23 protein-coding genes and 1 tRNA gene are annotated in these 26,456 nt (G+C 68.0%); 17 read left to right on the plus strand and 7 right to left on the minus strand.

What is annotated here, in order from left to right; all coding sequences use genetic code 11:
- The first annotated feature begins 34 nt into the window (after positions 1 to 34).
- The 3 genes from JW030_RS04530 to JW030_RS04540 all read left to right on the plus strand — a co-directional run bounded on the left by JW030_RS04530 (position 35) and on the right by JW030_RS04540 (position 3,039).
- The gene (locus JW030_RS04530; protein ID WP_188044507.1) at positions 35 to 1,387 is read left to right on the plus strand and encodes a deoxyribodipyrimidine photo-lyase; all 1,353 of its coding nucleotides are present in this window, start codon (positions 35 to 37) and stop codon (positions 1,385 to 1,387) included.
- Between the two features lie 120 nt (positions 1,388 to 1,507).
- Positions 1,508 to 2,203, plus strand: coding sequence for a DsbA family protein (locus tag JW030_RS04535; protein ID WP_241095555.1), 696 nt, complete (start codon positions 1,508 to 1,510; stop codon positions 2,201 to 2,203).
- Between the two features lie 2 nt (positions 2,204 to 2,205).
- Positions 2,206 to 3,039: a cytochrome c biogenesis CcdA family protein gene (locus JW030_RS04540; protein ID WP_188044505.1), complete on the plus strand. Its 834-nt coding sequence runs from the start codon at positions 2,206 to 2,208 to the stop codon at positions 3,037 to 3,039.
- Here the strand turns inward: JW030_RS04540 and JW030_RS04545 are convergent.
- From JW030_RS04545 to JW030_RS04555, 3 genes are read right to left on the minus strand one after another with little or no spacing between them, the layout of a single operon-like run.
- Positions 3,036 to 3,878, minus strand: a complete 843-nt coding sequence (locus JW030_RS04545; RefSeq protein WP_188044504.1) for an anti-sigma factor domain-containing protein — start codon at positions 3,876 to 3,878, stop codon at positions 3,036 to 3,038. The two genes, JW030_RS04540 and JW030_RS04545, sit on opposite strands and share 4 nt — an antisense overlap.
- The gene (sigK, locus tag JW030_RS04550) at positions 3,875 to 4,474 is read right to left on the minus strand and encodes an ECF RNA polymerase sigma factor SigK (protein WP_188044503.1); all 600 of its coding nucleotides are present in this window, start codon (positions 4,472 to 4,474) and stop codon (positions 3,875 to 3,877) included. The genes JW030_RS04545 and sigK overlap by 4 nt, the downstream gene beginning before the upstream one ends.
- A gap of 41 nt (positions 4,475 to 4,515) precedes the next feature.
- Positions 4,516 to 6,234 carry a cytochrome c biogenesis protein DipZ gene (locus JW030_RS04555; RefSeq protein WP_188044502.1) on the minus strand — a complete coding sequence of 573 codons (1,719 nt, stop codon included), beginning with the start codon at positions 6,232 to 6,234 and terminating at the stop codon, positions 4,516 to 4,518.
- 167 nt (positions 6,235 to 6,401) lie between these two features.
- Between JW030_RS04555 and JW030_RS04560 the strand changes: the two genes are divergently transcribed.
- Both JW030_RS04560 and JW030_RS04565 read left to right on the plus strand, forming a co-directional pair.
- Positions 6,402 to 7,055 (plus strand): fasciclin domain-containing protein, encoded by a 654-nt coding sequence (locus JW030_RS04560; RefSeq protein WP_188044501.1) that lies wholly within the window; start codon positions 6,402 to 6,404, stop codon positions 7,053 to 7,055.
- Between the two features lie 119 nt (positions 7,056 to 7,174).
- Positions 7,175 to 7,618 (plus strand): MmcQ/YjbR family DNA-binding protein, encoded by a 444-nt coding sequence (locus JW030_RS04565; protein WP_188044500.1) that lies wholly within the window; start codon positions 7,175 to 7,177, stop codon positions 7,616 to 7,618.
- Here JW030_RS04565 and JW030_RS04570 read toward each other — a convergent pair.
- Positions 7,615 to 9,348: a D-2-hydroxyacid dehydrogenase gene (locus JW030_RS04570; RefSeq protein ID WP_206348633.1), complete on the minus strand. Its 1,734-nt coding sequence runs from the start codon at positions 9,346 to 9,348 to the stop codon at positions 7,615 to 7,617. The two genes, JW030_RS04565 and JW030_RS04570, sit on opposite strands and share 4 nt — an antisense overlap.
- Positions 9,349 to 9,471: 123 nt before the next feature.
- Positions 9,472 to 9,705, minus strand: coding sequence for a hypothetical protein (locus tag JW030_RS04575; protein ID WP_188044499.1), 234 nt, complete (start codon positions 9,703 to 9,705; stop codon positions 9,472 to 9,474).
- A 22-nt stretch (positions 9,706 to 9,727) separates the two neighbouring features.
- On the opposite strand from JW030_RS04575, the gene JW030_RS04580 reads away from it, so the two are divergent.
- The 9 genes from JW030_RS04580 (at position 9,728) to JW030_RS04620 (ending at position 19,615) form a co-directional block, all read left to right on the plus strand.
- The gene (locus JW030_RS04580) at positions 9,728 to 11,389 is read left to right on the plus strand and encodes a polysaccharide deacetylase family protein (protein ID WP_188044498.1); all 1,662 of its coding nucleotides are present in this window, start codon (positions 9,728 to 9,730) and stop codon (positions 11,387 to 11,389) included.
- A 148-nt stretch (positions 11,390 to 11,537) separates the two neighbouring features.
- Positions 11,538 to 11,610: transfer RNA gene (locus JW030_RS04585), tRNA-Glu, on the plus strand.
- A gap of 238 nt (positions 11,611 to 11,848) precedes the next feature.
- Positions 11,849 to 12,901, plus strand: coding sequence for a TerC family protein (locus JW030_RS04590; RefSeq protein WP_188044497.1), 1,053 nt, complete (start codon positions 11,849 to 11,851; stop codon positions 12,899 to 12,901).
- 145 nt (positions 12,902 to 13,046) lie between these two features.
- Complete coding sequence (gene leuC / locus JW030_RS04595; RefSeq protein WP_188044496.1) at positions 13,047 to 14,534, plus strand: 3-isopropylmalate dehydratase large subunit; 1,488 nt, start codon at positions 13,047 to 13,049, stop codon at positions 14,532 to 14,534.
- A 5-nt stretch (positions 14,535 to 14,539) separates the two neighbouring features.
- On the plus strand, positions 14,540 to 15,142 hold the full coding sequence (leuD, locus tag JW030_RS04600) for a 3-isopropylmalate dehydratase small subunit (protein WP_188044495.1): 603 nt from the start codon (positions 14,540 to 14,542) through the stop codon (positions 15,140 to 15,142).
- Between the two features lie 69 nt (positions 15,143 to 15,211).
- The gene (murA, locus tag JW030_RS04605) at positions 15,212 to 16,537 is read left to right on the plus strand and encodes a UDP-N-acetylglucosamine 1-carboxyvinyltransferase (RefSeq protein WP_188044725.1); all 1,326 of its coding nucleotides are present in this window, start codon (positions 15,212 to 15,214) and stop codon (positions 16,535 to 16,537) included.
- Between the two features lie 68 nt (positions 16,538 to 16,605).
- On the plus strand, positions 16,606 to 17,376 hold the full coding sequence (locus JW030_RS04610; protein WP_188044494.1) for a 1-acyl-sn-glycerol-3-phosphate acyltransferase: 771 nt from the start codon (positions 16,606 to 16,608) through the stop codon (positions 17,374 to 17,376).
- Positions 17,373 to 18,500: an NAD(P)H-dependent glycerol-3-phosphate dehydrogenase gene (locus JW030_RS04615; protein ID WP_188044493.1), complete on the plus strand. Its 1,128-nt coding sequence runs from the start codon at positions 17,373 to 17,375 to the stop codon at positions 18,498 to 18,500. Before JW030_RS04610 ends, JW030_RS04615 begins: the two co-directional genes overlap by 4 nt.
- Positions 18,497 to 19,615, plus strand: coding sequence for a D-alanine--D-alanine ligase family protein (locus JW030_RS04620; RefSeq protein ID WP_241095556.1), 1,119 nt, complete (start codon positions 18,497 to 18,499; stop codon positions 19,613 to 19,615). The genes JW030_RS04615 and JW030_RS04620 overlap by 4 nt, the downstream gene beginning before the upstream one ends.
- A 184-nt stretch (positions 19,616 to 19,799) precedes the next feature.
- On the opposite strand, the gene JW030_RS04625 is transcribed toward JW030_RS04620, so the two are convergent.
- On the minus strand, positions 19,800 to 20,294 hold the full coding sequence (locus tag JW030_RS04625) for a DUF3515 family protein (protein WP_241095557.1): 495 nt from the start codon (positions 20,292 to 20,294) through the stop codon (positions 19,800 to 19,802).
- 118 nt (positions 20,295 to 20,412) lie between these two features.
- Between JW030_RS04625 and thiL the strand changes: the two genes are divergently transcribed.
- Positions 20,413 to 21,432 (plus strand): thiamine-phosphate kinase, encoded by a 1,020-nt coding sequence (thiL, locus tag JW030_RS04630; RefSeq protein WP_188044491.1) that lies wholly within the window; start codon positions 20,413 to 20,415, stop codon positions 21,430 to 21,432.
- Between the two features lie 4 nt (positions 21,433 to 21,436).
- Here thiL and JW030_RS04635 read toward each other — a convergent pair whose 3' ends face one another.
- Entirely contained in the window at positions 21,437 to 23,014 is a 1,578-nt protein-coding gene (locus tag JW030_RS04635; protein ID WP_241095558.1) for a PucR family transcriptional regulator, read from the minus strand.
- 167 nt (positions 23,015 to 23,181) lie between these two features.
- Here JW030_RS04635 and gabT point away from each other — a divergent pair, with 167 nt between their 5' ends.
- Positions 23,182 to 24,525, plus strand: a complete 1,344-nt coding sequence (gabT, locus tag JW030_RS04640) for a 4-aminobutyrate--2-oxoglutarate transaminase (protein ID WP_188044490.1) — start codon at positions 23,182 to 23,184, stop codon at positions 24,523 to 24,525.
- Between the two features lie 28 nt (positions 24,526 to 24,553).
- The gene (locus tag JW030_RS04645; RefSeq protein ID WP_188044489.1) at positions 24,554 to 26,023 is read left to right on the plus strand and encodes an NAD-dependent succinate-semialdehyde dehydrogenase; all 1,470 of its coding nucleotides are present in this window, start codon (positions 24,554 to 24,556) and stop codon (positions 26,021 to 26,023) included.
- Positions 26,024 to 26,456: the final 433 nt, after the last annotated feature.

Consider the following 26,456-nt stretch of genomic DNA (forward strand, 5'->3'; position numbering starts at 1 on the left):
CCATCATGGCGCATCCGGGCAGTAGCATGAGGGGATGGCGACAATTGTGTGGTTCCGCGACGATCTGCGCGTCGCCGACCACCCGGCGCTCGCGGACGCCGCGAACGACCCCGAGGGCGTCGTGTGCGTCTACGTCTGGGACGAGCAGTCGCCGGAGATCCGCCCGCTCGGCGGGGCGGCGAAGTGGTGGCTGCACCACTCGCTGAGCGCACTGCAGCGTTCACTTGCCGAGCTGGGGGTCCCGCTCGTGCTGCGTCGAGGCGCGGCGGAGCAGGTCATTCCGGCCCTGGTGCGTGAGGCCGGCGCGACTCGGGTGCTCTGGAATCGACGATATGGGCCGGAACGCGAGATCGATGCCCGGCTGAAGTTGGCGTTGCGCGAAGAGGGTGTTGCCGCCAAGTCGCATATCGGGGGACTGCTGCACGAACCGTGGACAGTGCTGACGGGGGAAGGAACACCCTTTCGCGTGTACTCGCCATTCTGGCGCGCGTCGCTTCGCCTGCCCGAACCCGCAGTTCCGATCGCCGCGCCGAGCTCGCTCACCCCTGCGGTGCGCCGTCCCGAGAGTGACCTCCTGGACCACTGGCGGCTGACGCCATCCGCCCCCGACTGGGCGACGGGGTTCGCTAGGCGGTGGGCGCCCGGGGAAGCGGCGGCGGACGAGGCGCTCGAAACGTTCCTCGACGAACGAGTGCCCGCGTACGAGTCAGGGCGGGACATTCCCGCGCTCGACGTTACCTCGACCCTGTCACCCCACTTGCGCTGGGGTGAAATCAGCCCCCGCACGGTCTGGCATCGCGCGCTGGCGTCGGGGCAGGACGTTGGCATGTTCCTCTCGGAGCTGGGCTGGCGGGAATTTGCCCACCACACCCGCTTCCATTGGGGAGATCTCGACCGGGAGAACCTGAACCCTCGCTTCAATCAGTTTCCCTGGAGTACCCCCGACCCTGACGATCTTGCGGCGTGGCAGCGCGGACGGACCGGAATTGCCTTGGTCGATGCCGGCATGCGCGAACTGTGGGAGACCGGGTTCATGCACAATCGCGTGCGCATGGTCGCTGCCTCCTTCCTCTCCAAGCACCTCCTGACCGACTGGCGTGTTGGCGAGGCCTGGTTCTGGGACACCCTGGTCGACGCCGACGCCGCCAGCAATCCGTTCAACTGGCAGTGGGTCGCGGGCAGCGGCCTCGATGCGGCGCCGTACTTCCGCGTCTTTAACCCGGTGTTGCAGCAGCACAAGTTCGACGCCGACGAGAGATACGTCCAGCGGTGGGCTCCGGACAGTGTGCTCATTCCGCCGATCGTCGATCTCGCAGCGGGGCGCAAGCGCGCCTTGGAGGCCTACGAGCGGGTGCGCTCAGGCCCCTCTCAAGTGGTCTCCAGATAGGGTCGAACCTATCGGCAGTTCTGAGTCATCCCGCTCTGGCCGCCCCATGCTCCCCGCACCTCGATGCCGTCACGGAGGCCCGTTCTGTCTGCAGCATCCACCCGGCGTCGCGAGCGCCGGTTGCTCCTCCCACTCTTGGTCATCATCGGCGCGGTACTCCTCATCGTGTTGGCCATCGCCGCGCAGGGCGGCTCCCGGTCCGCTGAAGTGGGGCTCGGCGGCGACGCCGGCGAGATCGTCGAGGGCGAGACCGAAGGTCCAGACCTCACCGAATTCGAGCGGCGCGACCCGGCTGACCCGCTCGCCGCCGGCCCTGTCGACGCACCCGTCGGCCTGATTGTCTTTTCGGACTACCAGTGCCGTTTCTGTGCGCAGTGGAACCTGCAGACGCTGCCCGCGATGATGGAGCTCGCCGACGCCGGCGAGCTGCGCATCGAGTGGCGTGACATCAACGTGTTCGGAGAGGCGTCCGAGCGGGCTGCCCGTGCGTCGCACGCAGCGGCCAAGCAGGGCCAGTTCTGGGAGTACCACGAGTTGCTGTTTGCGAACGGCGAGAGGCGTTCCGACGCGGGCCTCACGGACCAGGGGCTCACCGAGCTTGCTACTTCGCTCGGCTTGGATACCGCGCAGTTCACGACGGACATGAACTCCGCCGAGACCGCGGCAGAGGTCGCCCGCAACGCCGAGCTCGGCATCAACCTGGGCGCCACATCCACGCCGGTGTTCCTGTTCGGCGGGCAACCGATCTCCGGCGCCCAGCCCACCGAGGTCTTCCTCGAGGCCTACGAGACCGCCCGCGCGGCGGCGAAGAGCTAGCCGTGGAGGTCGGCCTCGTCACCGCCTTCCTGGGGGGAGTACTGGCGATCCTCAGCCCGTGCGGGGCGCTCCTGCTCCCAGCCTTCTTCGCCTCAGTGGCGGGCACCGGCCCGCGCCTCATGCTGCACGGCGGAGTCTTCTTCGCGGGCCTGCTCGTGGTGCTCGTGCCGCTCGGCGTCGGCGTCGGCGCGATCGGCACCCTCTTCGTGACCCATCGCGACGTCATCATCGGGGTCGCGGCCCTCATCCTGGTGGTGCTGGGCATCCTGCAGATCTTCGGCGTCGGCTTCGATCCCAGCAGGATCCTGCCCGGCGGTCGCGAACTGCAGCAGCAGGCAGCCTCACGTGTCGGCTTCGTGAAGACCTTCCTGCTTGGGGCCGCGAGTGGCGTGGCGGGGTTCTGTACCGGGCCGATCCTGGGGGCAGTGCTCACGGTGGCCGCGACCCAGGGGAGCCCGTTGCTCGCCGGGGTGCTCCTCGCCGTCTACGGTGCCGGCATGCTCGTCCCGCTGCTCGCGATCGCCGCGGCGTGGAACCGCATCGGCGCCCGCACCCGCACGGTGCTCCGCGGACGCAGTTTTACGGTGTTCGGCCGCGAGTTCCACACCACGTCGGTCGTGACCGGCACGCTGATTCTGGTCGTCGGTGTGCTGTTCTGGACCACGAACGGCCTGATCAGCGCGCCCGAGCTGCTGCCGACCAGCGTCTCGGCCTGGCTGCAGGGCAAGAGCTCGGTGCTCGCGAGCGCGGCGGTTGACATCGTCGCGATCGTCGCCGTGGCCGCGATCGCGCTCGTGTTGTGGTGGCGAGCCGGGAAGCGCTCGAGCGCGAACTAGGCCGTTTCGATCGCGAGGATCGGGTCGGTCGTGGGCAGGCCCGTCGGCGATCCGCCGGCATCCTCGATCGTCACCGCGACGAGATCGCCCGGCTGCATCTGCTCGCCGAACAGGGCGACGCCCGTCCCCGTGCGCGACGAGAACGTGCCCGCGGGAAGTGGCGTCTCGCCGCGGACGAACCAGAGTTCGAACTCTCGGCCCTCTTCGAGTTTGGGCAGCCCCTCGGCGACGAGGACGGTTTTCCCGAGCGCCTCGGACCAGTGCACGGTCGCGACGCCGCCCGCAAAGGTCGTCGAGGCCTGACTTGCGTCGGGGGCGGACTCGATCTGCTGCAGCGCGGTCACTTCGGCAGGCGTCGAGAGCGCCTGAATGAGCGAGCTCGTGCCCAGCGCGATCATGCTCAGCACGGCGACCGATGCGACGAGGGCAAACATGCCGCGCTGCCACTTCCGGCGCCGTGTGTACGCCGCGTCGAGGGCCTCTTCGCGGTCGTCCTCGTCCGGTGCCCCCGGCACTGGCGTGGAGTCCGGCCGTGCAGTGGCGTGCGGCCGCGCAGCATCGGGTGTCGACGGTCGAACCGTTGCCCGCGTGTCACGCGAGGCCGGTGGCGCCTGCGGCGCCTGCGCGATCGCGCCAAGAATCTGGTCGCGCAGCATCGCGGGCGGAGCCACCGCGGGCAGCTGTGCACCGAGCGCCGCCGCGGTCTCTGCGTCGTGGTCGGCGATCTGTGACCACTCCGGGTTGCCAGCACGCGCCGCCGCGAACGCGCGCTCGTCGTCGGGGGAGAGCGCACCGAGGGCGTGCCCGGCCGAGAGTTCACGGAACTCTTGCTCGTTCATCGCCCCACCTCCATTTCCGATCGTAATTGTGACAAGCCGTCGCGCATCCGGGACTTCACGGTGCCCAGCGGTGCGCCGGTGATCGCGGCGACCTCCGACTGCGAATACCCGCCGAAGTACGCGAGCGTCAAGGCTTCCCGCTGCGCCTGCGGGAGCTGCGTGAGCAGCGTCGCGACCCGGGCGCCCTCGATTCGCATGGCGGCCTCGTCGGCCACACTTTCGGACGGGGTGTGTAGCTCGCGAAACCCGGCGAGCATGTCGCGGTCAAAGCTCGCCCGCGAGGCGCGCACCCGGTCCACGGACCTCCGGTGGGCGATGGTCAGGATCCAGGTCCGGGCCAGCCCGCGCTCGGGGTCGAACTTTGGCGCCGACTGCCAGATCTCGAGAAAGACCTCCTGCAAGACTTCTTCGCTCTGCGACCTATCCACGAGCACGCGCAGGATTAGCCCGAACACGCGAGAGGACAGCATGTCGTACAGTTTCGCGAACGCGTCCTCATTGCCGGTGGCGACGTCGCGAAGGAGCACGGAGGCAGGGTCAGCGTCGCCGCTGTGCTCCGGTACTTCACTTCCGTCAATAACCATCTCGATTAGCATGCCCTACTCACCTCCCAAACTCTTCGCGACGTGCCCAGCGCCTAGCCAAATGTGAACGAATAGACCGCGAGGCCGGGGCTCACCTCGACGTCAAGCACGCCCGTCGAGAATTTCCCCGGCTCAATCACCGCGTACGACCTCGGCGTTCCCGAGACCTGGATCTCGCGGACCTTGCCCGACTCGTCCTGTACCCGGAGCGTTCCCGTTCCCGCCACGACCATGCGCACTTCGCTCGCCCGGTAGGTCAGCCGGACCTCGCCTGCGCTGCCCTGCGGGGCGGCGAACTGCGTGTCGACCTTCCAGTCCCCGCGAAGGGCGAAGGTGTCGGCCGGCTGCTGCTTCGGGAACGTGTACGCGTTTTCTCCCGGGCGGTAGTCGCCCGGGCCCGCAAAGTTCTTGTCCTTCGACGAGCCGAGGAAGGTCTCGGGCGTCGTTGAGCCGACCTCGGGGGTCTGGTCGGCGACCTCGGTCGCATCGGGCAGGGTGAGCGTCGGATCCGCGTCCTTCAGGAGCTCTCGGATCATCTGCTCGGTCGCGGCGTAGTTGCCCTCGCCGAACGAGATGTGCCGGACGGTGCCCTTCGCGTCGATGAGGTAGTGCGCCGGCCAGTAGCGGTTGCGGTAGTTCGTCCAGGTGGACAGGTCGTTGTCGAGCGCCACGGGGTACTCGATCCCGAAATCGCGGATCCCGGCGGCGACGTTCTTCGGGTCCTTCTCAAACGCGTACTCGGGGGAGTGCACGCCGATCACCTCGAGCCCCGCGTCCTTATAGGCCTGGTCCCACGCGACGACGTGCGGGATGGAGCGCTGGCAGTTGATGCAGGAGTACGCCCAGAAGTCGATCAGGACGACCTTGCCGCGCAGCTCGTCCAGGCTGACTCCCGCGCCGTCCGGGGTGTTCAGCCACGCTTCGATGCCGCGAATCTCGGGGGCCTGGCCGCACGATTCCAGGGTCTCGGCGCCGTTGGTGCACTGATCCAGCTCGCGGTTCTCGTCGGTGACGAGTCCGCCGAGCGAGAGCGCATCCTTCGCGGCGTCGCTGTCTGCGAGGTCGCGCTGCAGCCCCGCCGTGTAGTCGGGCAGAAGCCGCTGCAGCATCTGCGGAACGTTGAAGGCCAGGCCGACCGCGAGCGCGATCATGGCGACGCCGGCAGTAATGCGCAGAGCCCGCTCGCGGGAGCGGAACGCGCGGATCCGCGTGACGAGGCCGCGCCCGGCGAGCGCGAACGCAAGGAGCGGGATGGCGACGCCGACGGCGAACGAGACGGTCAGGATCACGGTGCCGAGGCCGATCGTGCCGGTCGAGCCAGCGACGATGATCGCGGCAAGCACGGGGCCGGCGCACGGAACAAAGACGGCGCCGAGCGCGAGCCCCATCCCGAAGCCGTTCCCCCGGTCGGAGACCTTGCGCTGTGGCAGCCACTGGAACGGCTTTTCGAGGAGCTGCTCGAAGCGGGGGTTGAGGAACCCGATGCCCAGGATCACGAGCGCTACGATGCCGGCCCAGCGAATCACGTCGGTCGGCAGCCCGAGGAGCCCGAGGAGCAGGGATCCTGCCAGGGTCACAATCGTGAAGCTCACGACGAGCCCGGCGATCACCAAATAGGGGCGACTGGGAGGGGCCGGGATGACCTCGGGTGATTTGCCGGGCAGGCCGGGCCTCGTGCCCGAGGTGAGGAAAATGACCGGAAGCACCGGCAGAATGCACGGTGATATTCCGGTGATCAGTCCGCCGAGCAAACCGATGAGCAGCGTGTCCATGTTGTTCCCCTTAATGGTGTTGCTCAGTATTCGGAGCGGCCGCTGGTTCGGATTGATTTCTTGCCGCTGAAAAGAAATGTGAAAAAGTTCCCATCCGATCTGGCGAGGCCTCCGAATGACCCAGTACAACCGCGGAACACCGTGGTGACATTCACCTGGAGGACATCATGTTCAACACGAAGAACAAGCTCGTCGCAGCGTTTGGCCTGACCCTTGTTGGCGCGTTCACCCTCGCCGGCTGTTCCATGGGTGCCTCCGCGCCAGAGACCGAGACTCCCGCACCGACCAAGTCCGAAAGCTCATCGTCGATGGAGGCTGACGATCCGGCCGCGAACCTCGTCGGATCGGGCTGTGCCGCTTACGCGGAAGCGGTACCGAGCGGAGCAGGCTCCGTTCAGGGTATGTCGCAGGATCCCGTCGCAGTCGCTGCGTCGAATAATCCGCTGCTGACCACGCTGGTGGCCGCCGTCAGCGGGCAGCTGAACCCGAACGTGAACCTGGTCGACACGCTGAACGGCGCCGAGTTCACGGTCTTCGCTCCGGTCGATGACGCATTTGCGAAGATTGACGCCGGCACGATCGACACGCTCAAGACCGACAGCGACCTGCTCAGTAAAATCCTGACGTACCACGTGGTCGCCGGGCAGATTGAGCCGGCCGACATCGTCGGAACCCACACCACTGTCGAGGGCAGCGACCTGACCGTCACGGGCTCGGGCGACAACCTGATGGTGAATGACTCGAAGGTTATCTGCGGTGGCGTGCAGACCGCGAACGCTGTGGTCTACCTCGTCGACTCGGTGCTGATGCCGACGAGCTAGTTCCTCGCACACGCAGGTGAATGGGTGCCCGGTCGATTCTCCGACCGGGCACCCATTCGTTGTGCCGCAGCCCTACGCTGGAGGCGACGAGGCACACGAAATCGAGGAGGCCGGCAGCAATGAGCACGCACACACACGGGGACGAGTCGTCCGCGGGGCAGACCGCAATCGACGAGGACTGGCTCACCGAGATCGTCAGCCAGTGGCCCGGGGCCGAGGCCGCGGTGAAGCCCGAGTGGGACACCTTCGTGCTGACGGTGGGCGGCAAGATTTTCGGCTTGTTTGGCGCAGGCAGCGGCGAGTACCTGATCACCCTGAAGGGTGACCCGCTCGAGAACGTGGGACTGCGCGAGGCGTTCGCCGAGATCATCCCGGGCTACCACGTCAATAAGAAACACTGGAACTCGGTGCGTCTCGGCATCTCGACACTCGCACCCGAACACTTGGCGGAGATGATCGAGGAGTCATACTCGCTCGTGTTCGCCTCGCTCACCAAGAGGTTGCAGGCCGAGATTGTTGACGCCGACACGATGGCGCGGCTCACCCGGGGCGACGAGGACTAGCTCGCGGGTGTCCCGCTGGGCACGTACCCGAGCCGCGTGTCCACCACGTGGCTGAGCGGGCGCCCGGCTTTTCGGTCTCGAAACAGCTCGACGAAACGCGCGACCAGCGCCTCCTCGAACCCGTCGAAGTCCCCGGCCATGTGCGGCGAGACGAGCACGCGGGGGTCGCCCCACAGCGCGGAAGACTGTGGGAGCGGTTCCTCGGCGAACACGTCGAGACCGGCCCCGGCGAGCTGGCCCGCCGCAAGCCGCGCTTCAAGCGCCGGCTCGTCCACGAGACCCCCGCGGCCGACATTGACGAGATATGCATCGCGCGGCATGGCGGCGAGCACGTCCTCGCTCATCAGGTGCCGGGTCTCGGCGGTGAGCGGCGCGACGAGCACGACGAGCTGCGCGTCCCGCACCTCGCTCGCGAGATCGTCTGATGCGGCGATCCGACCAAACTCCGGATCCTGAAAGACCGCTCGCCGCCCGACGAGCGTGACATGCATGCCGACCGCCCCGAGCAGGCGGGCGGTCTCGCGCCCAATTGCGCCGGTGCCGACGACGACCGCACGTGTGCCGGCCACCATGCGGGTCGTGCGGTGCCGCCAGGTGCGCTGCTGCTGCAGGACGAGCGTCTCCGCAAATCCCTTGCGGTGAGCGATAAACAGGCCGAGCACGTACTCGGCGATCGCGCGATCGAGCACTCCCCGGGAATTCGTCAACGTCACCTCGGACTGGCGCAACGTGGGTGTGATGAGCGCGTTAACCCCGGTCGACGCGGAGTGCACCCAGTTCAGGGTGGCCCCTGCGGTGATCGCCTGGTCGACGAGGCCCGGTTGGTCCTCCCACACCAAAAGCGCGTCGGCGCCGCTCGCGGCTCGGGCCATCGACTCGGCGTCGTGCACGAGCGAGAGCTCCGCCTGCTCGCGGATCGGCGCGAAGAGACCGTCGAATCTCGGATCGGGCTCGCTGACGACCGCCAGTATGCGCAGTGGTGACTGAACGTCTTTCATAGTGAGCACGCTACCGTCTGGCGCCCGCCCGCTCATCTCGCTACCGTCTTCCGCGCGCGCCGCGTCTCGGCTCAGCTCCGCTTCGATCTCGTGGGCCACGGCCGCGAGAGCCGAATTAGTGGAATCAATCTCGTTGCGAAGGTCGGCGATCACGACGGCGACGTCGGGGACGAGCGAGGGAGTGTTTTTGGGCGCGGACTGCCGAAGGAGTGCCGCGTCGACTTCGAGTGAGGCATCGCGCACGGCCTCGAGCTGCAGGGCCACGGTCGCGATGCGGCGCATGACGCCGGCGCCGCGCTCGCTTGACGCGAGAAAGCTCGACCAGACGCCGAGGGTAGCGGCCAAGCCCTCCCGCTCGGCGGCGACGCCCTCGCGCAGGCGGTGCAGCTCGGCTGGGAGCCGCTCGGCGTTCGGGGTGCCGAGCGAGCCGACCGGCAGGCTCAGGCTGCGCGCCACAATCAGTCCGCGGCTGGGCTCGCTTCGTTCGTCGTCGGCGAGCCCGTGCAGGATCTCGGTGAGGGCCAGCCGGGTCACCGGCGCCCACCGGCGCTCATTCGACCGCTCCATGACTCGATCGATCACGAGTGCGGTGAGTAGGAAGCTCACGAGACCCGCGGCGAGTCCCGACAGCACCACGAGCTCTTGCCACAGGCTGGTGGTGACGTCGATCCAGACGATGACGCCGATGAGGACAAACGCCCCCACGATCGCCGCAATTCGGCGAGCAGACATGCGCACGCAAGGCCCCCATTGTTCTGGGCGCCAGCGTCGTGCGGGCGACCTCAACGTCACCATAATCCACAACGCGGTGCGAACCCAGCCGAACTCAGGTGGCGGTACGCGCCGAGTGCGTCGCTAGCTAGAAATCTGCTGGCGTTCCTCGGCGGAAACGGGATATTCGATCCCGTCCTCGTCCATCCAGACGATCGAATCAGGCTCTTCCGCAAACGGCTTCGTCATCAGCACGAGAATTGCGCCAGTGTCCGGATCCGTCTTCATCGAGTGCCCCATGGGAAGCCACAATAGCCCCGGTTCTTTGATCGTGACAAGAACAAATTCGCATCCGATCCAGCACTTCCGCTCGGTCACTGAAAATCGATAGCCTGAGCGCATGGACGACGCGGGGGTCACTGCCGGGATGGCCCGCCCCCGAGCCTCCGCGTCCCGCCTGCGGGTCGCGATGCGCCGATGCGCGGCGACATCGGTAGTCGCGCTGGTGGTGGGCCTCGCGGGGTGTGCCCCAGAGCCGATCGTGCACAGCACCCACCCCGAAATGCTGCCGCGCATCGAGCTGGCGGACATTGTTGCTCCGCCGGAGCCGCTCGACGCCGCCGCCGTTCCCGGCCTCTTTCCGCAGCGCATCGTCCCGAGCGGCGCCCCCTGGGCCTCGGCGCGCTGGTCTCAACTGCCAGGTGAAACCCCGTTGAATCTGGAGCAACAGAGCTGGGTGCATGCGGAAATGGGGGCGTTCACCGGTCAGAGCGGCGCTCCCGCGTTCCACCCTCGTGCGTCGCCTGCGGGAAGCGGGGGAGCCTCGCGCGGGTGCTCCCGGGGCAGCACTCAGGTTGCGGCCGGGATCCTGTTGGCCGACCCGGCGCTCGCCCCGGTGGCTCCCGCGGGAGCGCCCGTGCTGGCGCTCAACTGTGACGTTATCTTCGCTTCGGGTGGGCTGCTCGGCATCCGCTCGCGATCGACGAGCGTGGACGCCGCCGGCGTGCTGAGCGACCTCGTCACTGTCGGATATTCCGTCAACGGGGCAGAGCTCGCCCCCGCTGCCGATTTCGTTGACCCGGCGCGGCTGGGGGAGTTGGGGGAACTGCTGCTCGCCTCGCTCGGCTATCGTGACCTCCCCACAATGTTCGTTCCGGCGGCGATCGCCCGCCCCCTCACTGCGGCTGAGAGCGACCTACTCGGGCTCGCGCGCCTGATCGCCGACCCGGTTCCCGCCGCCGACGGTTCGATGGTCTTTACGATCGCGCTGGCAGATCTGCCCGGTGGTGGGGCTGGCTTCACTCGCCTGGCCGCCTGGTCGAAGTCAGGGGCACTGCGCGGAGCGCACATTGCGGTGCGTGTGGAGCGCCCCGAACGGTGGCTGAGCGAGGGCGGCCGTGCAGCCCTGGGGATCGCGGTTGCCGCGGCGCCCCCCTCCTGGCAGGCCGTGGCCGCGGGGCGGCAGTCGATTGACTGCGGATTAGTTCCCTGCGTTGCGGTGACCTTTGACGATGGGCCCGGGGCGGATTCCGAGCGCCTCCTGCAGGTGTTGGCCGAAACGAACTCCGCGGCGTCGTTCTTCTTGATGGGATCTGCCGTGTCCGTCGCGCCGGGCATGGCCGCCGCAGAACTCGCGAACGGACACACCGTCGCGAACCACTCCTGGAGCCATCCGGATCTGACGAAGCTCTCGAAGGAGCAGGTGCGCGAGCAGGTCATGCAGGCTCAGCGGGCAATCACCGACGCGACCGGATCCGCCCCTCGCTACTTCCGCCCGCCCTATGGGGCGTTGAACCCCGAAGTGATGGCAGAGATCCCGCTGCCGATCGTCCTCTGGTCGATCGACACGAACGACTGGCGTGGCCCCGGGGTGGATGCCCTCGTCGAGCGGGTGTCCGGAGCGGGGCCCGGCGACATCATCCTGTTCCATGACACGCACGCGTCGACCGTCGACGCCATGCCGCGCGTGATCGGCGAACTGCAAGATCGCGGGCTCGAGTTGGTCACGCTCGACGACCTGCTCGGGGACCAGCCGACCGGGGTGCGCATCTCACGCGGATGACCCCACTGGCGGGATCCCGAAACTCCGTTCCGAGCTGGGGAAACGCCCGAGTGACCCCGGCCGATTTGAATTCGCGCGAGCGCCTGTGGCAAGATTAAAGGGTTGCAGGGAACGCAGAGCGAAGAGCAAAGCGGGACAGCAGCAGAACGGCCCCATCGTATAGCGGCCTAGTACGCCGCCCTCTCACGGCGGTAACACGGGTTCAAATCCCGTTGGGGTCACGATGACAAAACGCCCTCTCCATTGCGGAGGGGGCGTTTTGCGTTGTGTGGGGGAACTCCGGCACACCAGCTAAGCTAGGAACTCGCGAAGGGGAGTATCCCGACTTCGCCGCATCGTCAATACGTCGGGCTCCGTTGCCTGGCCGGTGCGGCGGCGGCCAGAATATTCTTGGCCGGGGAGAGACCTTCGGTCGTCGGCGTCCCTCGAATGGGGGCCGCCACCCGAAAGGATCCACTGGTGACCTCAGCTCTTCCGCTCTGGTTCGAAATTACCTCGATGGTCGTGCTTGTCGCCGTCCTCGTGTTCGACCTCTTGCTCGTCATTCGCCGTCCGCACATCCCCTCGATGCGGGAATCGAGCCTGTGGGTGGGCTTCTATGTCTTGCTCGCCCTGCTCTTCGCGGGCGCGATGTTCATCATTGGCGACGTGCAGCACGGAAGCGAGTTCCTCGCCGGCTGGCTCACTGAGTACAGCCTGTCGATCGACAACCTCTTCGTATTCGTCATCATCCTCGGACGCTTCGCCGTCCCGCCTGCCTATCAGCAGCGCGCGCTGATGATCGGCATCGTTCTCGCCCTCATCTTCCGCGGCATCTTCATCATTGCCGGTGCGGCCCTGATCGAGCGCTTCAGCTGGATCTTCTTCATTTTCGGCGCCTGGCTCATCTGGACGGCATGGCAGCAGGTGCGCCACGACGACACCGCGGAGCAGAAAGACAGCGCCTTTGTGCGCTGGATCAAGCGCGTACTGCCGTTCTCGGACGAGTTCGACGGCGGCAAGCTGAGCACGGTGAAGAACGGCAAGAAGATGTGGACGCCGATGCTGCTCGTGCTCATCGCTCTCGGCACGACCGACCTGCTGTTCGCGCTCGACTCGATTCCCGCGATCTTCGGTATCACGCAGAGCCCGTTTATCGTGTTCACGGCCAACGTCTTCGCGCTGATGGGCCTGCGTCAGCTCTACTTCCTGCTCGGCGGCCTGCTCGAGCGCCTGAGCTACCTGCACTTCGGTATCGCCGCGATCCTGGCCTTCATCGGCGTGAAGCTCGTGCTGCACGCGCTGCACACCAACGAGCTGCCGTTCATTAACGGCGGCGAGCACGTGGACTGGGCGCCTGAGATCAGCACCTGGGCCTCGCTGGGCTTCATCGTCAGCGCGATGGCAATCGCGACCATCGCGAGCCTCATCAAGGTGCGCCGCGAGGAGAAGGCGGGCGGCGAACGGATGCACCTCGGCGCTTCCGAGCACCACACCGATTCTGCGAAGAGCGAAGCGCCGACCCAGGACTGACCGTCCGCTCGGTGATAGAATCGCCGGTATGCATACGCGGCGACTTCTCCTTCGACGCCGCGACGGGGCCTAGCCTGCAGCCGACCCCGTCGCGGAGTGTCGCTATGGGCTGACCCCTTTCGAAGAAGAATTGAGACGCACACGCATGACTGAGCACGTACAGACCCGCCCCCGCACCCTGGCCGAAAAGGTCTGGGACGACCACGTAGTGGTGAAGGGCACGGACGGGCAGCCTGACCTCATCTACATCGACCTGCACCTCGTGCACGAGGTCACGAGCCCGCAGGCGTTCGACGGCCTGCGCCTCGCCGACCGGCCGTTGCGCCGCGTCGACCTGACGATCGCGACCGAGGATCACAACACCCCGACGCTGAACATCACGCGGGAGATCGCTGACCCGACGAGCCGCATCCAGATCGAGACGCTGCGCACCAACGCCGCCGAGTTCGGCGTGCGCCTGCACTCCCTCGGCGACAAGGAGCAGGGCATCGTCCACGTCGTGGGCCCGCAGCTCGGCTTGACCATGCCCGGCGTGACCGTCGTGTGTGGCGACAGCCACACCTCGACGCACGGCGCATTCGGTGCGATGGCCTTCGGCATCGGCACGAGCGAGGTCGAGCACGTCATGGCGACGCAGACTCTGCCGCTCAAGCCGTTCAAGACCATGGCGATCAACGTCGAGGGCGAGCTGCGCCCGGGGGTCACGGCGAAGGACATCATCCTCGCGGTGATCGCGAAGATCGGCACCGGCGGGGGACAGGGCTACGTGCTCGAGTACCGTGGCTCGGCGATCCGCGGACTGTCGATGGACGGCCGCATGACGATCTGCAACATGTCGATCGAGGCCGGCGCCCGCGCCGGCATGGTCGCCCCCGACGAGACCACGTACGCGTTTCTGAAGGGGCGCGACCACGCTCCCAAGGGCGCCGAGTGGGACGCGGCGGTCGAGTATTGGAACACCCTCCCGACCGACGAGGACGCGGTCTTCGACGCCGAGGTGTCGATTGATGCGAGCGCACTCGAGCCCTTCGTGACCTGGGGCACGAACCCTGGCCAGGGCGTTCTGCTCAGCGAGAACGTGCCGAACCCGGCCGACATCGCCGATCCGAACGAGCGCGCCGCGGCCGAGCGCGCGCTCGAGTACATGGACATCGAAGCCGGTACGCCGATGAAGGAGATCCCGGTCGACGCGGTCTTCATGGGCTCTTGCACGAACAGCCGCATGGACGACCTGCGCGCGTTCACTAGCCTGATTGCCGGCAAGCAGAAGGCCGAGGGCGTGCGCGTCATGGTCGTGCCCGGCTCGGCCCGCGTGCGCCTCGAGGCCGAGGCCGAAGGCCTCGACAAGATCGTTGAGGCGTTCGGCGCCGAGTGGCGCTTCGCCGGTTGCTCGATGTGCCTCGGCATGAACCCCGATCAGTTGGCGCCCGGCGAGCGCTGCGCGTCGACCTCCAACCGCAACTTCGAGGGTCGCCAGGGCAAGGGCGGGCGCACACACCTCGTGTCGCCGCTCGTCGCCGCCGCGACCGCGATTCGCGGCACCCTGTCGAGCCCGTGGGATCTCGCCGCGGACGAGGCCAACGGCATCACTCACGACGCAGTGGCCTCGGCCGCCGCAACGCAGGAGGCGTAAGGATCATGGACAAGTTCACCACCCTGACCGGCATCGCCGCTCCGCTCAAGCGCGGCAACGTCGACACGGACCAGATCATCCCCGCGGTGTACCTCAAGCGCGTCACGAAGACGGGCTTCGAGGACGCCCTGTTCGCCGGCTGGCGCCAGGACCCGGAGTTCGTGCTCAACCAGCCCGCCTTTCAGGGCGCGCAGGTGCTCGTGGCGGGCCCCGACTTCGGCACCGGATCCTCGCGCGAGCACGCCGTGTGGGCGCTGCGCGACTTCGGCTTCAAGGTCGTCATCTCGCCCCGCTTCGGCGACATCTTCCGCGGCAATTCGGGCAAGCAGGGCCTCCTCGCCGCGCAGGTCGAGGAAGACGATGTGAAGGAGATCTGGGCCGCCCTTGAGGCGAACCCGGGACTCGAGATCACCGTCAGCCTCGAGGACCGTGAGGTGCGTTTCGGGGACCGCAAGGTTTCTTTCCAGATCGACGACTACACTCGGTGGCGCTTGATGGAGGGACTCGACGATATCTCGTTGACGCTCCAGAACGAACAGGCGATTACCGACTTTGAAGCGCGTCGGGCGGCCTGGCTGCCCACCACTCTTCCGGTACAGACCGCGTAATTTAAGGATCCAGTGACCAAGAACGAATCGGCAGCCCTCCCGGAGGACGCCCAGCAGGAAGTGTCCCGAATCGGCTTGACCTCCGACGAGATTCTGATCAACGGCGGGCGTCCCCTTCAGGGTCGCATCGAGGTGCGCGGGGCGAAGAACCTCGTCCCCAAGGCGATGGTGGCGGCGCTGCTCGGCAAGACCCCGAGCGTGCTGCGCAACGTCCCGAACATTTCGGACGTTCGCGTCGTCGCGGGGCTGCTCGCCCTGCACGGCGTACTGATTACTCGCGGTGAAGCAGGAGAGTGGCGTCTCGACCCGTCGAACGTCGAGATGGCTCACAAGGCCGACATCGACGCGCACGCCGGGTCCTCGCGCATCCCGATCCTGTTCTGCGGACCGCTGCTGCACCGTCTCGGCGAGGCGTTCATCCCCGACCTCGGCGGCTGCCGCATCGGTGACCGCCCGATCGACTTCCACCTCGACGCGCTGCGCGCATTCGGTGCGGTCATCGAGAAGCTGCCGAGCGGGATCCTGCTGAAGGCGCCGAAGCGTCTCAAGGGCACGAACATCGAGCTGCCCTACCCGTCGGTCGGCGCGACCGAGCAGGTGCTGCTCACGGCGGTGCTCGCCGAGGGCCAGACCGAGCTGCGCAATGCGGCGATCGAGCCCGAGATCATCGACCTCATCTGCATCCTGCAGAAGATGGGCGCGATCATCACGGTCGAGCCCAACCGGGTCATCTTCATCGAGGGTGTCGACGAGCTTCGCGGCTACCAGCACCGCGCGATCTTCGACCGCAACGAGGCCGCGAGCTGGGCCTCGGCCGCGCTCGCGACCAAGGGCGACGTGTTTGTCGGCGGCGCGAAGCAGGAAGAGCTTATGACCTTCCTGAACGTCTTCCGCAAGGTCGGCGGCGACTTCGACGTGCACGACGACGGCATCCGGTTCTTCCACCCGGGTGGCGAGCTCAAGCCGGTCACGATCGAGACCGACGTGCACCCGGGGTTCATGACGGACTGGCAGCAGCCGCTCGTCGTCGCGCTGACCCAGGCGCAGGGCACCTCGACCATTCACGAGACCGTGTACGAGAACCGCTTCGGCTTCACGCGCGCGCTCAACCAGATGGGCGCCGAGATCGCCGTCTACGAGGACGGGCTGCACGACAAGAACCGCCGCGTGAAGCGTCGCGACTTCGAGCAGGCCGCCGTCATTACTGGTCCGACGCACCTCACGGGTGCTGAGATTGAGGTGCCCGACCTGCGTGGGGGCTTCAGCTACCTCATCGCCGCGCTGACCGCCGAGGGGCAGACCAAGGTCACGAATCTCGGCATCATCTCGCGCGGCTACGAGGACTTCATCACGAAGCTGCGCCAGCTCGGCGCTGACTTCGTGTTCGAAGCCTAGGCCGAACAATCTGCATGCCGTGTCGCGTTCGTCGCGGTGCGGCATGCGATGTGCGGGATACTTGAAACATGCGTGAAACCGTGAAGCTCAAGAGCCGCCGTTCGGCGGAAATGCGCAAGCCGTCGGCTTTCTGGGTGCTGGCGGGTTTGATCCTGCCCATCTGGTCGGCCATGGTGCGCTATCGGTTTACGCCGGAGTCGAAACTGCCTCAGTCGGGCCCCTTCATCTTGGCTCCGAACCACTTCAGCGAGATTGACCCGATCACGATGGGCGCCGCCGTCTGGCACCTCGGTCGCCTGCCCCGCTTTATGGCGAAGGCGAGCCTGTTCAAGGTTCCCGTGCTCGGCTTTCTCATGCGGGCGACCGGTCAGATTCCGGTCGAGCGTGCCGGATCGCGGCCCGAGCCCGGAAAGAACCCGCTGAGCGCAGCCAACACCCTGATTGAGAACCAGTCCTCTGTGATCGTGTACCCCGAGGGAACACTCACGCGTGACCCCGACCTCTGGCCTATGCGCGGCAAGGCGGGCGCGGTGCGTCTCGCGCTCGAATCGGGCATCCCGCTCATTCCGGCGGCGCACTGGGGCAGTCAACGCTTGATGCCGCGCTACGGCAAGAAGATCAAGCCGTTTCCGCGCAAGACCGTTGAGGTAATCATCGGCGAGCCGCTGGACCTGTCGCGGTTCACCGGGCGCCCCATTGACGCCCGCCTCCTCAACGAGGCGACCGACGTGCTGATGCAGGAGATTGCCCGCCTGCTCGGAGAGCTCCGGGGCGAGACCCCGCCGCCCGAGCGCTGGGATCCTGCGAGCCACCACCAGTCCGAAACGGGCCGGTTTTGAGTGCGGTAGCCGGGGCAAACCCGGCTGACGGCGCCGCACGTCGCAACAAGGGCCGCAAGGTCGCCGTCATCGGCTCGGGCAGCTGGGGCACGACGTTCGCCAAGATCCTGGCCGACGCCGGCTGCGACGTCACGATCTGGGCGCGACGCCCCGAGGTGGCCCAGGAGATCCAGGTCGCAAAGCGCAACAGTCAGTACCTGCCGGGAATCAACCTGCCCAAGACGCTGCAGGCGACCTCGTCGCTCGCGCAGGCCGTGACCGGCGCCTCGCTCGTGTTCCTCGCCGTGCCGAGCCAGACAATCCGCGAGAACCTCGGTGAGATCGAACCGTTCCTTGGGCGTCGAGCGATCGTGGTCAGCCTCGTGAAGGGGCTCGAGCGCACGACGACCATGCGGATCTCCGAGGTCATCGCCGATGTGCTCGACCTTGAGCCGGAGCGCATCGCGGTCGTGTCGGGCCCGAACCTCGCGCTCGAGATCGCGAAGGAGCAGCCCACCGGGGCGGTCGCCTCGTGCGTCGACCTGCAGGTGGCCCAGGAAGTCGCGACGGCGGCCTCGGCCCCGTACTTCCGCACGTTCGTGAACTCGGACGTCATCGGCACCGAGCTGGGCGGCGTGCTCAAGAACCTCATTGCGCTCGCCATCGGCATCGTCGACGGGGTCGGTTACGGCGAAAACACCAAGGCCGCGATCATCACGCGCGGTCTCGTCGAGATGACCGACTTCTCGGTGGCACAGGGGGCCGACCCGTCGACCCTCACCGGCCTCGCGGGGCTCGGCGACCTCATCGCGACCTGCCAGTCCCCGCTCTCGCGCAACAACACGGCGGGGCGCCTGATCGGCCAGGGGTACACGCAGGAAGAGACCCGCGAGCAGATGCAGCAGGTCGCCGAGGGCATCACCTCGGTGAAGCCGGTGCTCGAGCTCGCGCAGGAACGCGGCGTCACGATGCCGATCGTCGAGCAGGTGCAAATGGTGCTGAACGGCACGATGGCGCCGAAGGACCTCGGCCCACACCTCGCGACCTCCGACACCGTGCCGCAGCCCGAGTCGGGCCTCGGCGGGAACGAACACACGAGCGTCTGGCAGCGGCTGTCGCGACGATGGAAGGGAACTCAGGCATGAGCGGGACCGAGGCAATGACGGCGGTGCGACAGACGGTCGTGCTGCTGCACGGCGGGCGCTCGAGCGAGCACGAGATCAGCTGCGTCACCGCCGCCGGGATCCTCGCCGCCATCGATCGGTCGCGGTTCGACGTGATCTCGGTCGGCATCACCGGGGAGGGCGCGATGGTGCTCGTTCCCGAGGAACTCATGGTCTACGCGATCGACGCCGAGGCGATGCCGCGCGTCGTCGACAACGGCTCGCGCGTGCTCTGGCCCGAGTCGACCCAGTCGCGCGAGCTGCGCGTGATCGAGGCGGACGGCACGCTGCGCTCGTTGGGAGACGTCGACGTCGTGATCCCGATGCTGCACGGCCCCTTCGGCGAGGACGGCACCGTGCAGGGCCTCTGCGAGCTGGTCGACCTGCCCTATGTGGGTTCGGGCGTGCTCGGCTCGGCGCTCTGCATGGACAAGCACCTCGCGAAGACAGTGCTCGCCGCGGCCGGCATCGCCGTGGCGCCCTGGCGCACCGTCACCCGGGCGCAGCTCGACCGCGACCCGTCGCTCGCCGCGCGCCTCGACGAGGGCCTGCACTACCCGCTGTTCGTCAAGCCCGCCCGCGCCGGCTCCTCGGTCGGGGTCAGCCGGGTCACTGAGCCCGAGCAGCTGCCCGCGGCGCTCGAGGTCGCCTTCGCGGAGGACCGCTCGGTGCTCATCGAGTCGGGCGTGACGGGCCGGGAGGTCGAAATCGGCGTGCTCGCCGGCCGCGACGGCGGCAGCCCGCGCACGAGCTCGGTGATCGGGGAGATCGTGTTCTCCGGCCGAGACTTCTATGACTACGAGGCGAAGTACCTCGGCGCCGCCGGCGTTTCGCTTGCGCTGCCGGCGGAGGTCACGGAGGCCGAGTTCGCGTCGATCCAGGATGCGGCGATCCGTTCGTTTGAGGCGACGCAGTGCGCCGGCTACGCCCGCATCGACTTCTTCCTCACCGATCGCGGACCAGTGATCAACGAGATCAACACGCTGCCAGGGTTCACTCCGGTCTCGATGTTCCCTTCGCTGTGGGAGGCCTCCGGCCTCGCGTACCGCGACCTCATCACCGAGCTCATCGAGCTGGCGCTCGAGACGGAGCGGTAGGGGTTTTCCCGCGAGTCTCGCTGTCGGGCGGGGCGTCGTCGCCCGCCTCGACTGCCCGCCCCCTCGGCCGCGCGGTGAATCATTCCGGAAATGACAATCATGCTGCAGCGTTTGGGCTCAAGTGGTGCAGCATGATTGTCATTTCCGACATGTATGACTGGGCGAGCGAGCACCGTCCGAGGGATTACTCCGGGTTGCCGGGGATGTCGTCGTTGTCGGTGACGGCCGAGCACTGACGCGTCTGCGGCAGCAACTGCGCGACGGCGGAGAGCTCGGTGACCACCGTCGTCCCGCTCACCTTCTCCGAGTCGACAATGACCTCGAGCCCGGGCTCGCGGCCGTAGGCCTCGAAGCGGAAGAGGGGCTCCCGCGAGCGGTCGATGATCCAGTCGATGCCGTCGACCGACACGCACTGGTCGGTCGTGGGCCCGCTTGGCTCGATGCCGCACTTCAGCAGCACCGCGGCGGGATCGCCCCAGGCGCCCGTAGCCTGCGCGTTCGTGTGGCGAAGCGGCAGTTCGCCGATCGTCTCGGGCAGGCGCACGATGACATCGGCGCAGGCCGGGTCGTTCGCGTTTGCCGCGGGCTCCATGGGGACGTCGCCCGCGCAGCCCGTGAGGACGGCGACGGCGGCCGTCGCGATGATGAGCGCGGGGGCAAGGGCACGTCGATTCAGCACGCATCCAGCGTAGCGGGCGCGGCTGGGCAGGCTCCTGACTGCGGCGCAGGATCCGCCCGGCGGGGCTCGACGGGAGCGAACGGCGCGCGGCTCGGGGTGGGACGGTAGCGTTGAGGGCATGAATGAAGCGCACGCGGCGGGGCTCACGATCGGCGAGCTCGGAGAGGCCGGCGTGCTCACGCGCGTGCTCGCGCGGCTCGGCGAGGCTGCGGCTGCGACGGTCGGCCCAGGCGACGACGCGGCCGTGCTGACGAGCGCGGGGGACCTCGTCGTCACGAGCGACGCGATGATCGAGGGCCCCGACTTCCGCCTGTCCTGGTCGAGCGGGTACGAGCTCGGCTGGAAGCTCGCAGCGACCAATCTGTCCGACGTCGCGGCTATGGGGGCAATGCCCATCGGGCTGACCGTCATTATCGCGGCCCCCGCGTCGACTCCGGTCGCGCTGCTCGAGGCGATCGCCTCCGGGCTCGACGACGCGTGCCGCGATCTCGCGCCAGGATGCGGCGTCGTCGGGGGCGACCTCTCGAACGCCCCGGTGCTCAGCTGCGCGGTGACGGCGCTTGGTGACCTCGGGGGGCGTCGTCCGGTACTGCGCTCGGGCGCCCGCGTGGGCGACGTGGTGGCGTATGCGGGGGACCTCGGGCTCGCTGGGCGCGGCCTGTCGCTGCTGTTCGAGCGCTGCGGCGATGAACAGGAGGACGACGGGCAGCCCGTCGAGGAGCGCCTTACCCTACTGCGCGCCGCGCACCCGATCGTGCTCGCGGCGCAGCTCGCCCCCGCCCCGCCGATCGCGGCCGGAGTGCGCGCCGCCGACGGCGGGGCGACCGCGATGATGGACGTCTCCGACTCGCTGAGCCTCGACTCGGCGCGGCTCGGCAAGGCGAGCGGCGTCACGCTCGACCTAGATCCTGCGCTGCTTGCGGCCGGATTTGGCTGGCAACGCGGGGAAGCCGTGTCGGTGGAGGACATGCTCACGGGCGGCGAGGATCACGGCATGCTCGCGACGTTCCCGGCCGGGGCCCCGCTGCCCGAGGGCTTTGCGCCCATCGGTCGCGCGGTCGCGCGCGGGGCCACCCTGCTGCTGGGCGGCGAGGCCACCGAGCCCCGCGGCTGGGACCCGTACCGCTCGGGGCGCTGACGCGCTAACCCACCAACCGCAGCGCCGTCCAGAGCTCAGCGCGCACGTCGGGGTCGTCGAGATCACGCTGCAGTAGACCGGCCGCAGTCTGCACCCGTGTGCGCAGCGTGTGGCGATGCACACCGAGCTCAGTCGCGGCAGGGCTCGTCTGCCCGTGGTGGCGCAGCCAGATCTCGAGGCTCTCGGCGATGCGGTCGCTGTGCCGGGCGTCGTGCGTGCGGATCGGCGCCAGCAGGGCTTTCGCGCGCGTTGCGGCTTCGGGCTGCCGGTCGAGCAGGCCGAGCACGCTCGAGGCCATCGAAGTCCGAAACTCCACGGGCCCCTGGCCCGAGGCGTCTGCGATGTCGTAGGCGAGGCGAGCCTGGGCGATGGCCTCGGCGAGCGCGTCGACCGATGCGCGGCCCGAGACGCCGGCGGATACTCCGCGCGCTGCGAGATGCTCGGTGACTGGGCGCAGCAGACGCTGCTCGATCACGAGGGTCGGCGCGCCGTCAAAGCGGGCGAGCAGCGCGCCCGGGCGGCTCGCGGTGAGCGAGCGCAGGTCCTCGATCACGGGGCTGCCGTCGGGCTCGTTCGGGTCGAGCACCAGCACGCGCACCGGGTCACTGGGCAGCGAGGGGAGTGAGTGCTCTGCGACGCGCTCGGCGAGCGGCCGCTGCTCCTCGACGAGCAGGCGCAGCACGGCGGCGCGCAGCTCGGTATCGGCGGTCGCGATCCCGCTGCGGTACTCGAGCGAAAGCGTCGCGAGCGCGGCGACGAGGCTGACGGCGGTCTGCTCGGCATGGTCGAGGGCCGCGGACCCGCCGACGACAAGGACGCCGCGTAGTTTTCCGCCGCGGCCGAGCGTCTGCAGCTGCGCCCCGGCGTCCCCGTCGGCGAGCACGCGGCCCGAGCGCACCCCGCGATCGACGAGCGTCGCAGACTCCCGCCGGATCCACTCGGCGCCGGCCTCCGAGCGCGCCGTCTTGGGGGAGACCTGGGCAACGCGTCCGGTGCGGTCGGTGATGGCGACCCATCGTCCGAGCCGGGCGGCGAGCTCGCGCACGACGGCCGAGATGCCGTCCGCGTGGAGCGCCGCGCCCGCGATGGCGCGCTGGGCCTCGAGGCTCCAGGTGTCTCGCGCGTGTGTCTCGGCGTCGAGCAGTCGCGCCGCGGTCTGAATGATCGCGAGAAACGGCGTCTGGTACGGCACGCGGAAGAGGGGGAGCCCGAGCGCCTCGCACGCGGCGACGATGGTCCCGGGGGTGCGCACCCAGCGCACCTCGGCCGCGAAGCCGAGGGCGCAGACGCCGGCGTCGATCAGCTGTTCGACGTACTCGGCGGCCGAGGTCGCCGACGGTTCCTGCGCGAACTGCGCGCCCGTCGTGAGCAGGACGGTGCGCGGGGTGAGGAAGGGCGTGGGATCGGAAAGGTCTGAGCTGTGCACCCACTGCACGGGACGTTCGGCGGTGTCTTCGGCGTGTCCGGCGATGAGCACGAGACCGAGCGGAAACTGGCGCAGCAGCGCGCCGAGTGGGATCGTCGCATGCGGGATCGCGGCCGGGGGAGCGGCGGCGGCCGAGGCCAGGTCACTGCGTGCCACGAGTACTCCGATCAGGGGGGGGACTGGGTCCGATGAGCAATTTGCCACTGTGGACAATTCTTCCCCAAGTATTCACCATGTTGTCGTGCGTGCGGTGTGCGTCTCGGACGTATTCTGGGGTCAGCCACTTTCTCGGCACGCATCCGCGATTTCAAGGAGGAACCGTTATGTCTAACGTCACCATTCAGGGTGGACCCGCTCTGGCGCAGGAGCGCAAGCTCGTCACCAGCATCCCCGGCCCGAAGTCGCAGGAACTGCTTGCCCGCAAGAACTCCGCCGTCGCCGCAGGCGTCGGCGTCGCGCTCCCCATCTTCACCGTTGCTGCCGGCAACGGCGTCATGCTCGACGCCGACGGTAACTCGCTGATCGACCTCGGCTCGGGCATCGCCGTGACCGGTGTCGGCAACTCGTCGCCCCGCGTCGTCAAGGCTGTTCAGGATCAGGTCGAGCTCTTCACGCACACCTGCTTCACCGTGACCCCCTACGAGGGCTACGTCGCCGTCGCTGAGAAGCTCAACGCGCTCACCCCCGGTGACCACGAGAAGCGCTCCGCTCTCTTCAACTCGGGCGCCGAGGCCGTCGAGAACGCGATCAAGATCGCTCGCCACGCCACGGGCCGCGACGCAGTCGTCGTGTTCGATCACGCGTACCACGGCCGCACCAACCTCACCATGGGCATGACCGCGAAGAACATGCCCTACAAGGACGGCTTTGGCCCGTTCGCGCCCGAGGTCTACCGCGCTCCCACCTCTTACCCCTTCCGTGACGGCCTCACCGGCCCGGAGGCCGCAGAGGTCGCGATCCTGCAGATCGAGAAGCAGGTCGGCGGCAAGAACGTCGCTGCGATCATCATCGAGCCCATCCAGGGCGAGGGTGGTTTCATCGAGCCCGCACTCGGCTTCCTCCCCGCGATCCAGGAGTGGGCGACCGCCAACGGCGTCGTCTTCATCCTCGATGAGGTCCAGACCGGCTTCGCGCGCACCGGCCAGATGTTCGCGGCGAACCTCGAGGGCGTCGTCCCCGACCTCATCACGACCGCGAAGGGCATCGCTGGCGGCCTCCCGCTGTCGGCCGTGACCGGCCGCGCCGAGATCATGGACACCGCACACGCAGGCGGCCTCGGCGGCACCTACGCTGGTAGCCCCATCGCCTGCGCCGCTGCGCTCGCGACGATCGAGACGTACGAAGAGGACGGGCTCGTCGAGCGTGCCGCCCACATCGGCACCCTCATCTCGGACTTCTTCACGAAGCTCCAGGCGACCGATGACCGCATCGGCGAGGTCCGTGGCCGTGGCGCCATGGCCGCACTCGAGCTCGTCGAGTCGGGCTCGAAGAAGCCCGCAGCGGCGCTCACCAGCGCGATCGCCAAGGCTGCAGGTGAGCAGGGCGTCATCGTCCTGACCTGCGGTACCTACGGCAACGTGATCCGTTTCCTCCCCGCACTCACCATCTCGGACGAGCTGCTGCTCGAGGGCCTCCAGGTCGTCGCAGACGCGCTGGCCGCGAACTAGTCCCGATTACCGAAAAGGACATCGAATTATGGCACTGAAGACCCACGAGCAGGATCTGCTCGACCGCGTTCAGACCGGCCTCGGCATCGGCGGCACCTGGCAGCCCTCTTCGTCGGGGGCCACCCTCGACGTGCAGGATCCTGCCACCGGCGAGACCATCAAGACGATCGCCGACGCGACCGTTGAGGACGCCGTGCGCGCCCTCGACGCCGCCGTCGCCGCCCAGGATTCGTGGGCAGCGACGTCGAGCCGCGCGCGCTCGAACATCCTGCGCCGCGCCTTCGACCTCCTCATGGAGCGCAAGGAAGAGTTCGCCCTGCTGATGAGCATGGAGATGGGCAAGCCCATCGCCGAGGCTCGCGGCGAGGTCGTCTACGGCGGCGAATTCCTGCGCTGGTTCTCGGAGGAAGCCGTCCGCGTTCGCGGCGATTTCCGCCAGAACCCCGAGGGTACCGGCAACATGATCGTCACCCACCTCCCCGTGGGCCCGACGTACTTCATCACGCCGTGGAACTTCCCCCTCGCGATGGCGACCCGCAAGATCGCTCCGGCACTCGCTGCCGGGTGCACCGTCGTCATCAAGCCCGCAGCGCTCACCCCGCTGACCACCATCTTCTTCGTGCAGCTGCTCGAAGAGGCTGGCCTCCCCGCCGGCGTGGTCAATGTGGTCCCGACCTCCAAGTCGAGCGCACAGTCGAGCGCGATCCTGTCGGATACGCGCCTGCGCAAGCTCAGCTTCACGGGCTCGACCCCCGTGGGTGTCAAGCTGCTCGAGGCCGCGGCACAGAACGTGCTGCGCACCTCGATGGAGCTCGGCGGCAACGCGCCGTTCGTCGTGTTCGAGGACGCCGACCTGGACCGCGCGGTCGAGGGCGTCATGCTCGCGAAGTTCCGCAACATCGGCCAGGCCTGCACCGCGGCCAACCGCATCATCGTGCACGAGTCGGTCGCTGACGAGTTCGCTCGTCGCGTCGGCGAGCGCGTCGCGAAGTTCACGATCGGCCGCGGCGCCGAGGAGGGCAACGACATCGGCGCCCTCGTCGACGCGAAGGCTGTCGCGAACACGGCTCGCCTGGTTGCGGACGCCGTCGACATGGGTGCAAACATCGTCACCGGTGGCGAGGCAATCGACGGGCCGGGTCACTTCTTCCAGCCCACCGTCGTCGACAACCTCAGCCCGCAGGCGGCGATCATGCGCGAGGAGATCTTCGGACCGCTCCTCGGCATCATCCGCTTCTCGACCGAGGAAGAGGCGGTCGAGATTGCCAACAACACCGAGTACGGCCTGATCAGCTATGTCTTCACGGAGAACATCCACCGTGGACACCGCATGATCGAGAAGCTCGAGACCGGCATGATGGGCCTGAACACCGGCCTCGTCTCGAACGCCGCGGCTCCCTTCGGTGGCCTGAAGCAGTCGGGCCTCGGCCGCGAGGGCGGCTTCGAGGGCATCCAGGAGTTCCTCTCCTCGAAGTACACTCTGTTGCCGCGGAGCTAGTCTCTCGCAGCGTCACGCCCGGGGCGTCGCCTCACCGGTTTCCGGTGGGTCGGCGCCCTTCGGCGTTCCTAGAGCAGGTCAGCCAGGTGGCGGCTGGTCGTGCTGGTGCCCTGGCGGCCTGATGGCCTCGTGCCCTGGCGGCCTGCCAGGATCCTGCCTTCAGATACATCGAGGGTTCACACAATGCGGGTATTGGCGCCCTCACACCCGGAGTTCGTGAACCCTCGATCATTCGAGCTACTGGCCGCAGGCCCCGTCGACCTTGCCCACCCGTCGACCTTGCGCAAAGGGCTGCTTCCCGCGACCTGAATCAGCACATCGCGCAAGGTCGGCGGGGAGGGGCAGGGAGGGGCAGGGGCGGGCAGGGGCGGGCAGGGCGGGGCAGCGTTCCGCGGCAGAAATAGCGCAACGCGATGCGTTGCTACTCAGCTAT

Source organism: Leucobacter sp. CX169 (assembly GCF_017161405.1).
Lineage (GTDB): Bacteria > Actinomycetota > Actinomycetes > Actinomycetales > Microbacteriaceae > Cx-87.

Bases quoted from the DNA above. Each gene is read 5' to 3' on its own strand.
- JW030_RS04545 (WP_188044504.1), bottom strand. From the start codon at position 3,878: ATGAACGAGCAAGAGTTCCGTGAACTCTCGGCCGGGCACGCCCTCGGT.
- leuC (WP_188044496.1), top strand. From the start codon at position 13,047: ATGACTGAGCACGTACAGACCCGCCCCCGCACCCTGGCCGAAAAGGTC.
- JW030_RS04645 (WP_188044489.1), top strand. From the start codon at position 24,554: ATGGCACTGAAGACCCACGAGCAGGATCTGCTCGACCGCGTTCAGACC.
- thiL (WP_188044491.1), top strand. From the start codon at position 20,413: ATGAATGAAGCGCACGCGGCGGGGCTCACGATCGGCGAGCTCGGAGAG.
- JW030_RS04570 (WP_206348633.1), bottom strand. From the start codon at position 9,348: ATGTCTGCTCGCCGAATTGCGGCGATCGTGGGGGCGTTTGTCCTCATC.
- leuD (WP_188044495.1), top strand. From the start codon at position 14,540: ATGGACAAGTTCACCACCCTGACCGGCATCGCCGCTCCGCTCAAGCGC.
- JW030_RS04620 (WP_241095556.1), top strand. From the start codon at position 18,497: ATGAGCGGGACCGAGGCAATGACGGCGGTGCGACAGACGGTCGTGCTG.
- JW030_RS04555 (WP_188044502.1), bottom strand. From the start codon at position 6,234: ATGGACACGCTGCTCATCGGTTTGCTCGGCGGACTGATCACCGGAATA.
- sigK (WP_188044503.1), bottom strand. From the start codon at position 4,474: ATGCTAATCGAGATGGTTATTGACGGAAGTGAAGTACCGGAGCACAGC.
- JW030_RS04530 (WP_188044507.1), top strand. From the start codon at position 35: ATGGCGACAATTGTGTGGTTCCGCGACGATCTGCGCGTCGCCGACCAC.
- gabT (WP_188044490.1), top strand. From the start codon at position 23,182: ATGTCTAACGTCACCATTCAGGGTGGACCCGCTCTGGCGCAGGAGCGC.
- JW030_RS04610 (WP_188044494.1), top strand. From the start codon at position 16,606: ATGCGTGAAACCGTGAAGCTCAAGAGCCGCCGTTCGGCGGAAATGCGC.
- JW030_RS04580 (WP_188044498.1), top strand. From the start codon at position 9,728: ATGGACGACGCGGGGGTCACTGCCGGGATGGCCCGCCCCCGAGCCTCC.
- JW030_RS04565 (WP_188044500.1), top strand. From the start codon at position 7,175: ATGAGCACGCACACACACGGGGACGAGTCGTCCGCGGGGCAGACCGCA.
- JW030_RS04560 (WP_188044501.1), top strand. From the start codon at position 6,402: ATGTTCAACACGAAGAACAAGCTCGTCGCAGCGTTTGGCCTGACCCTT.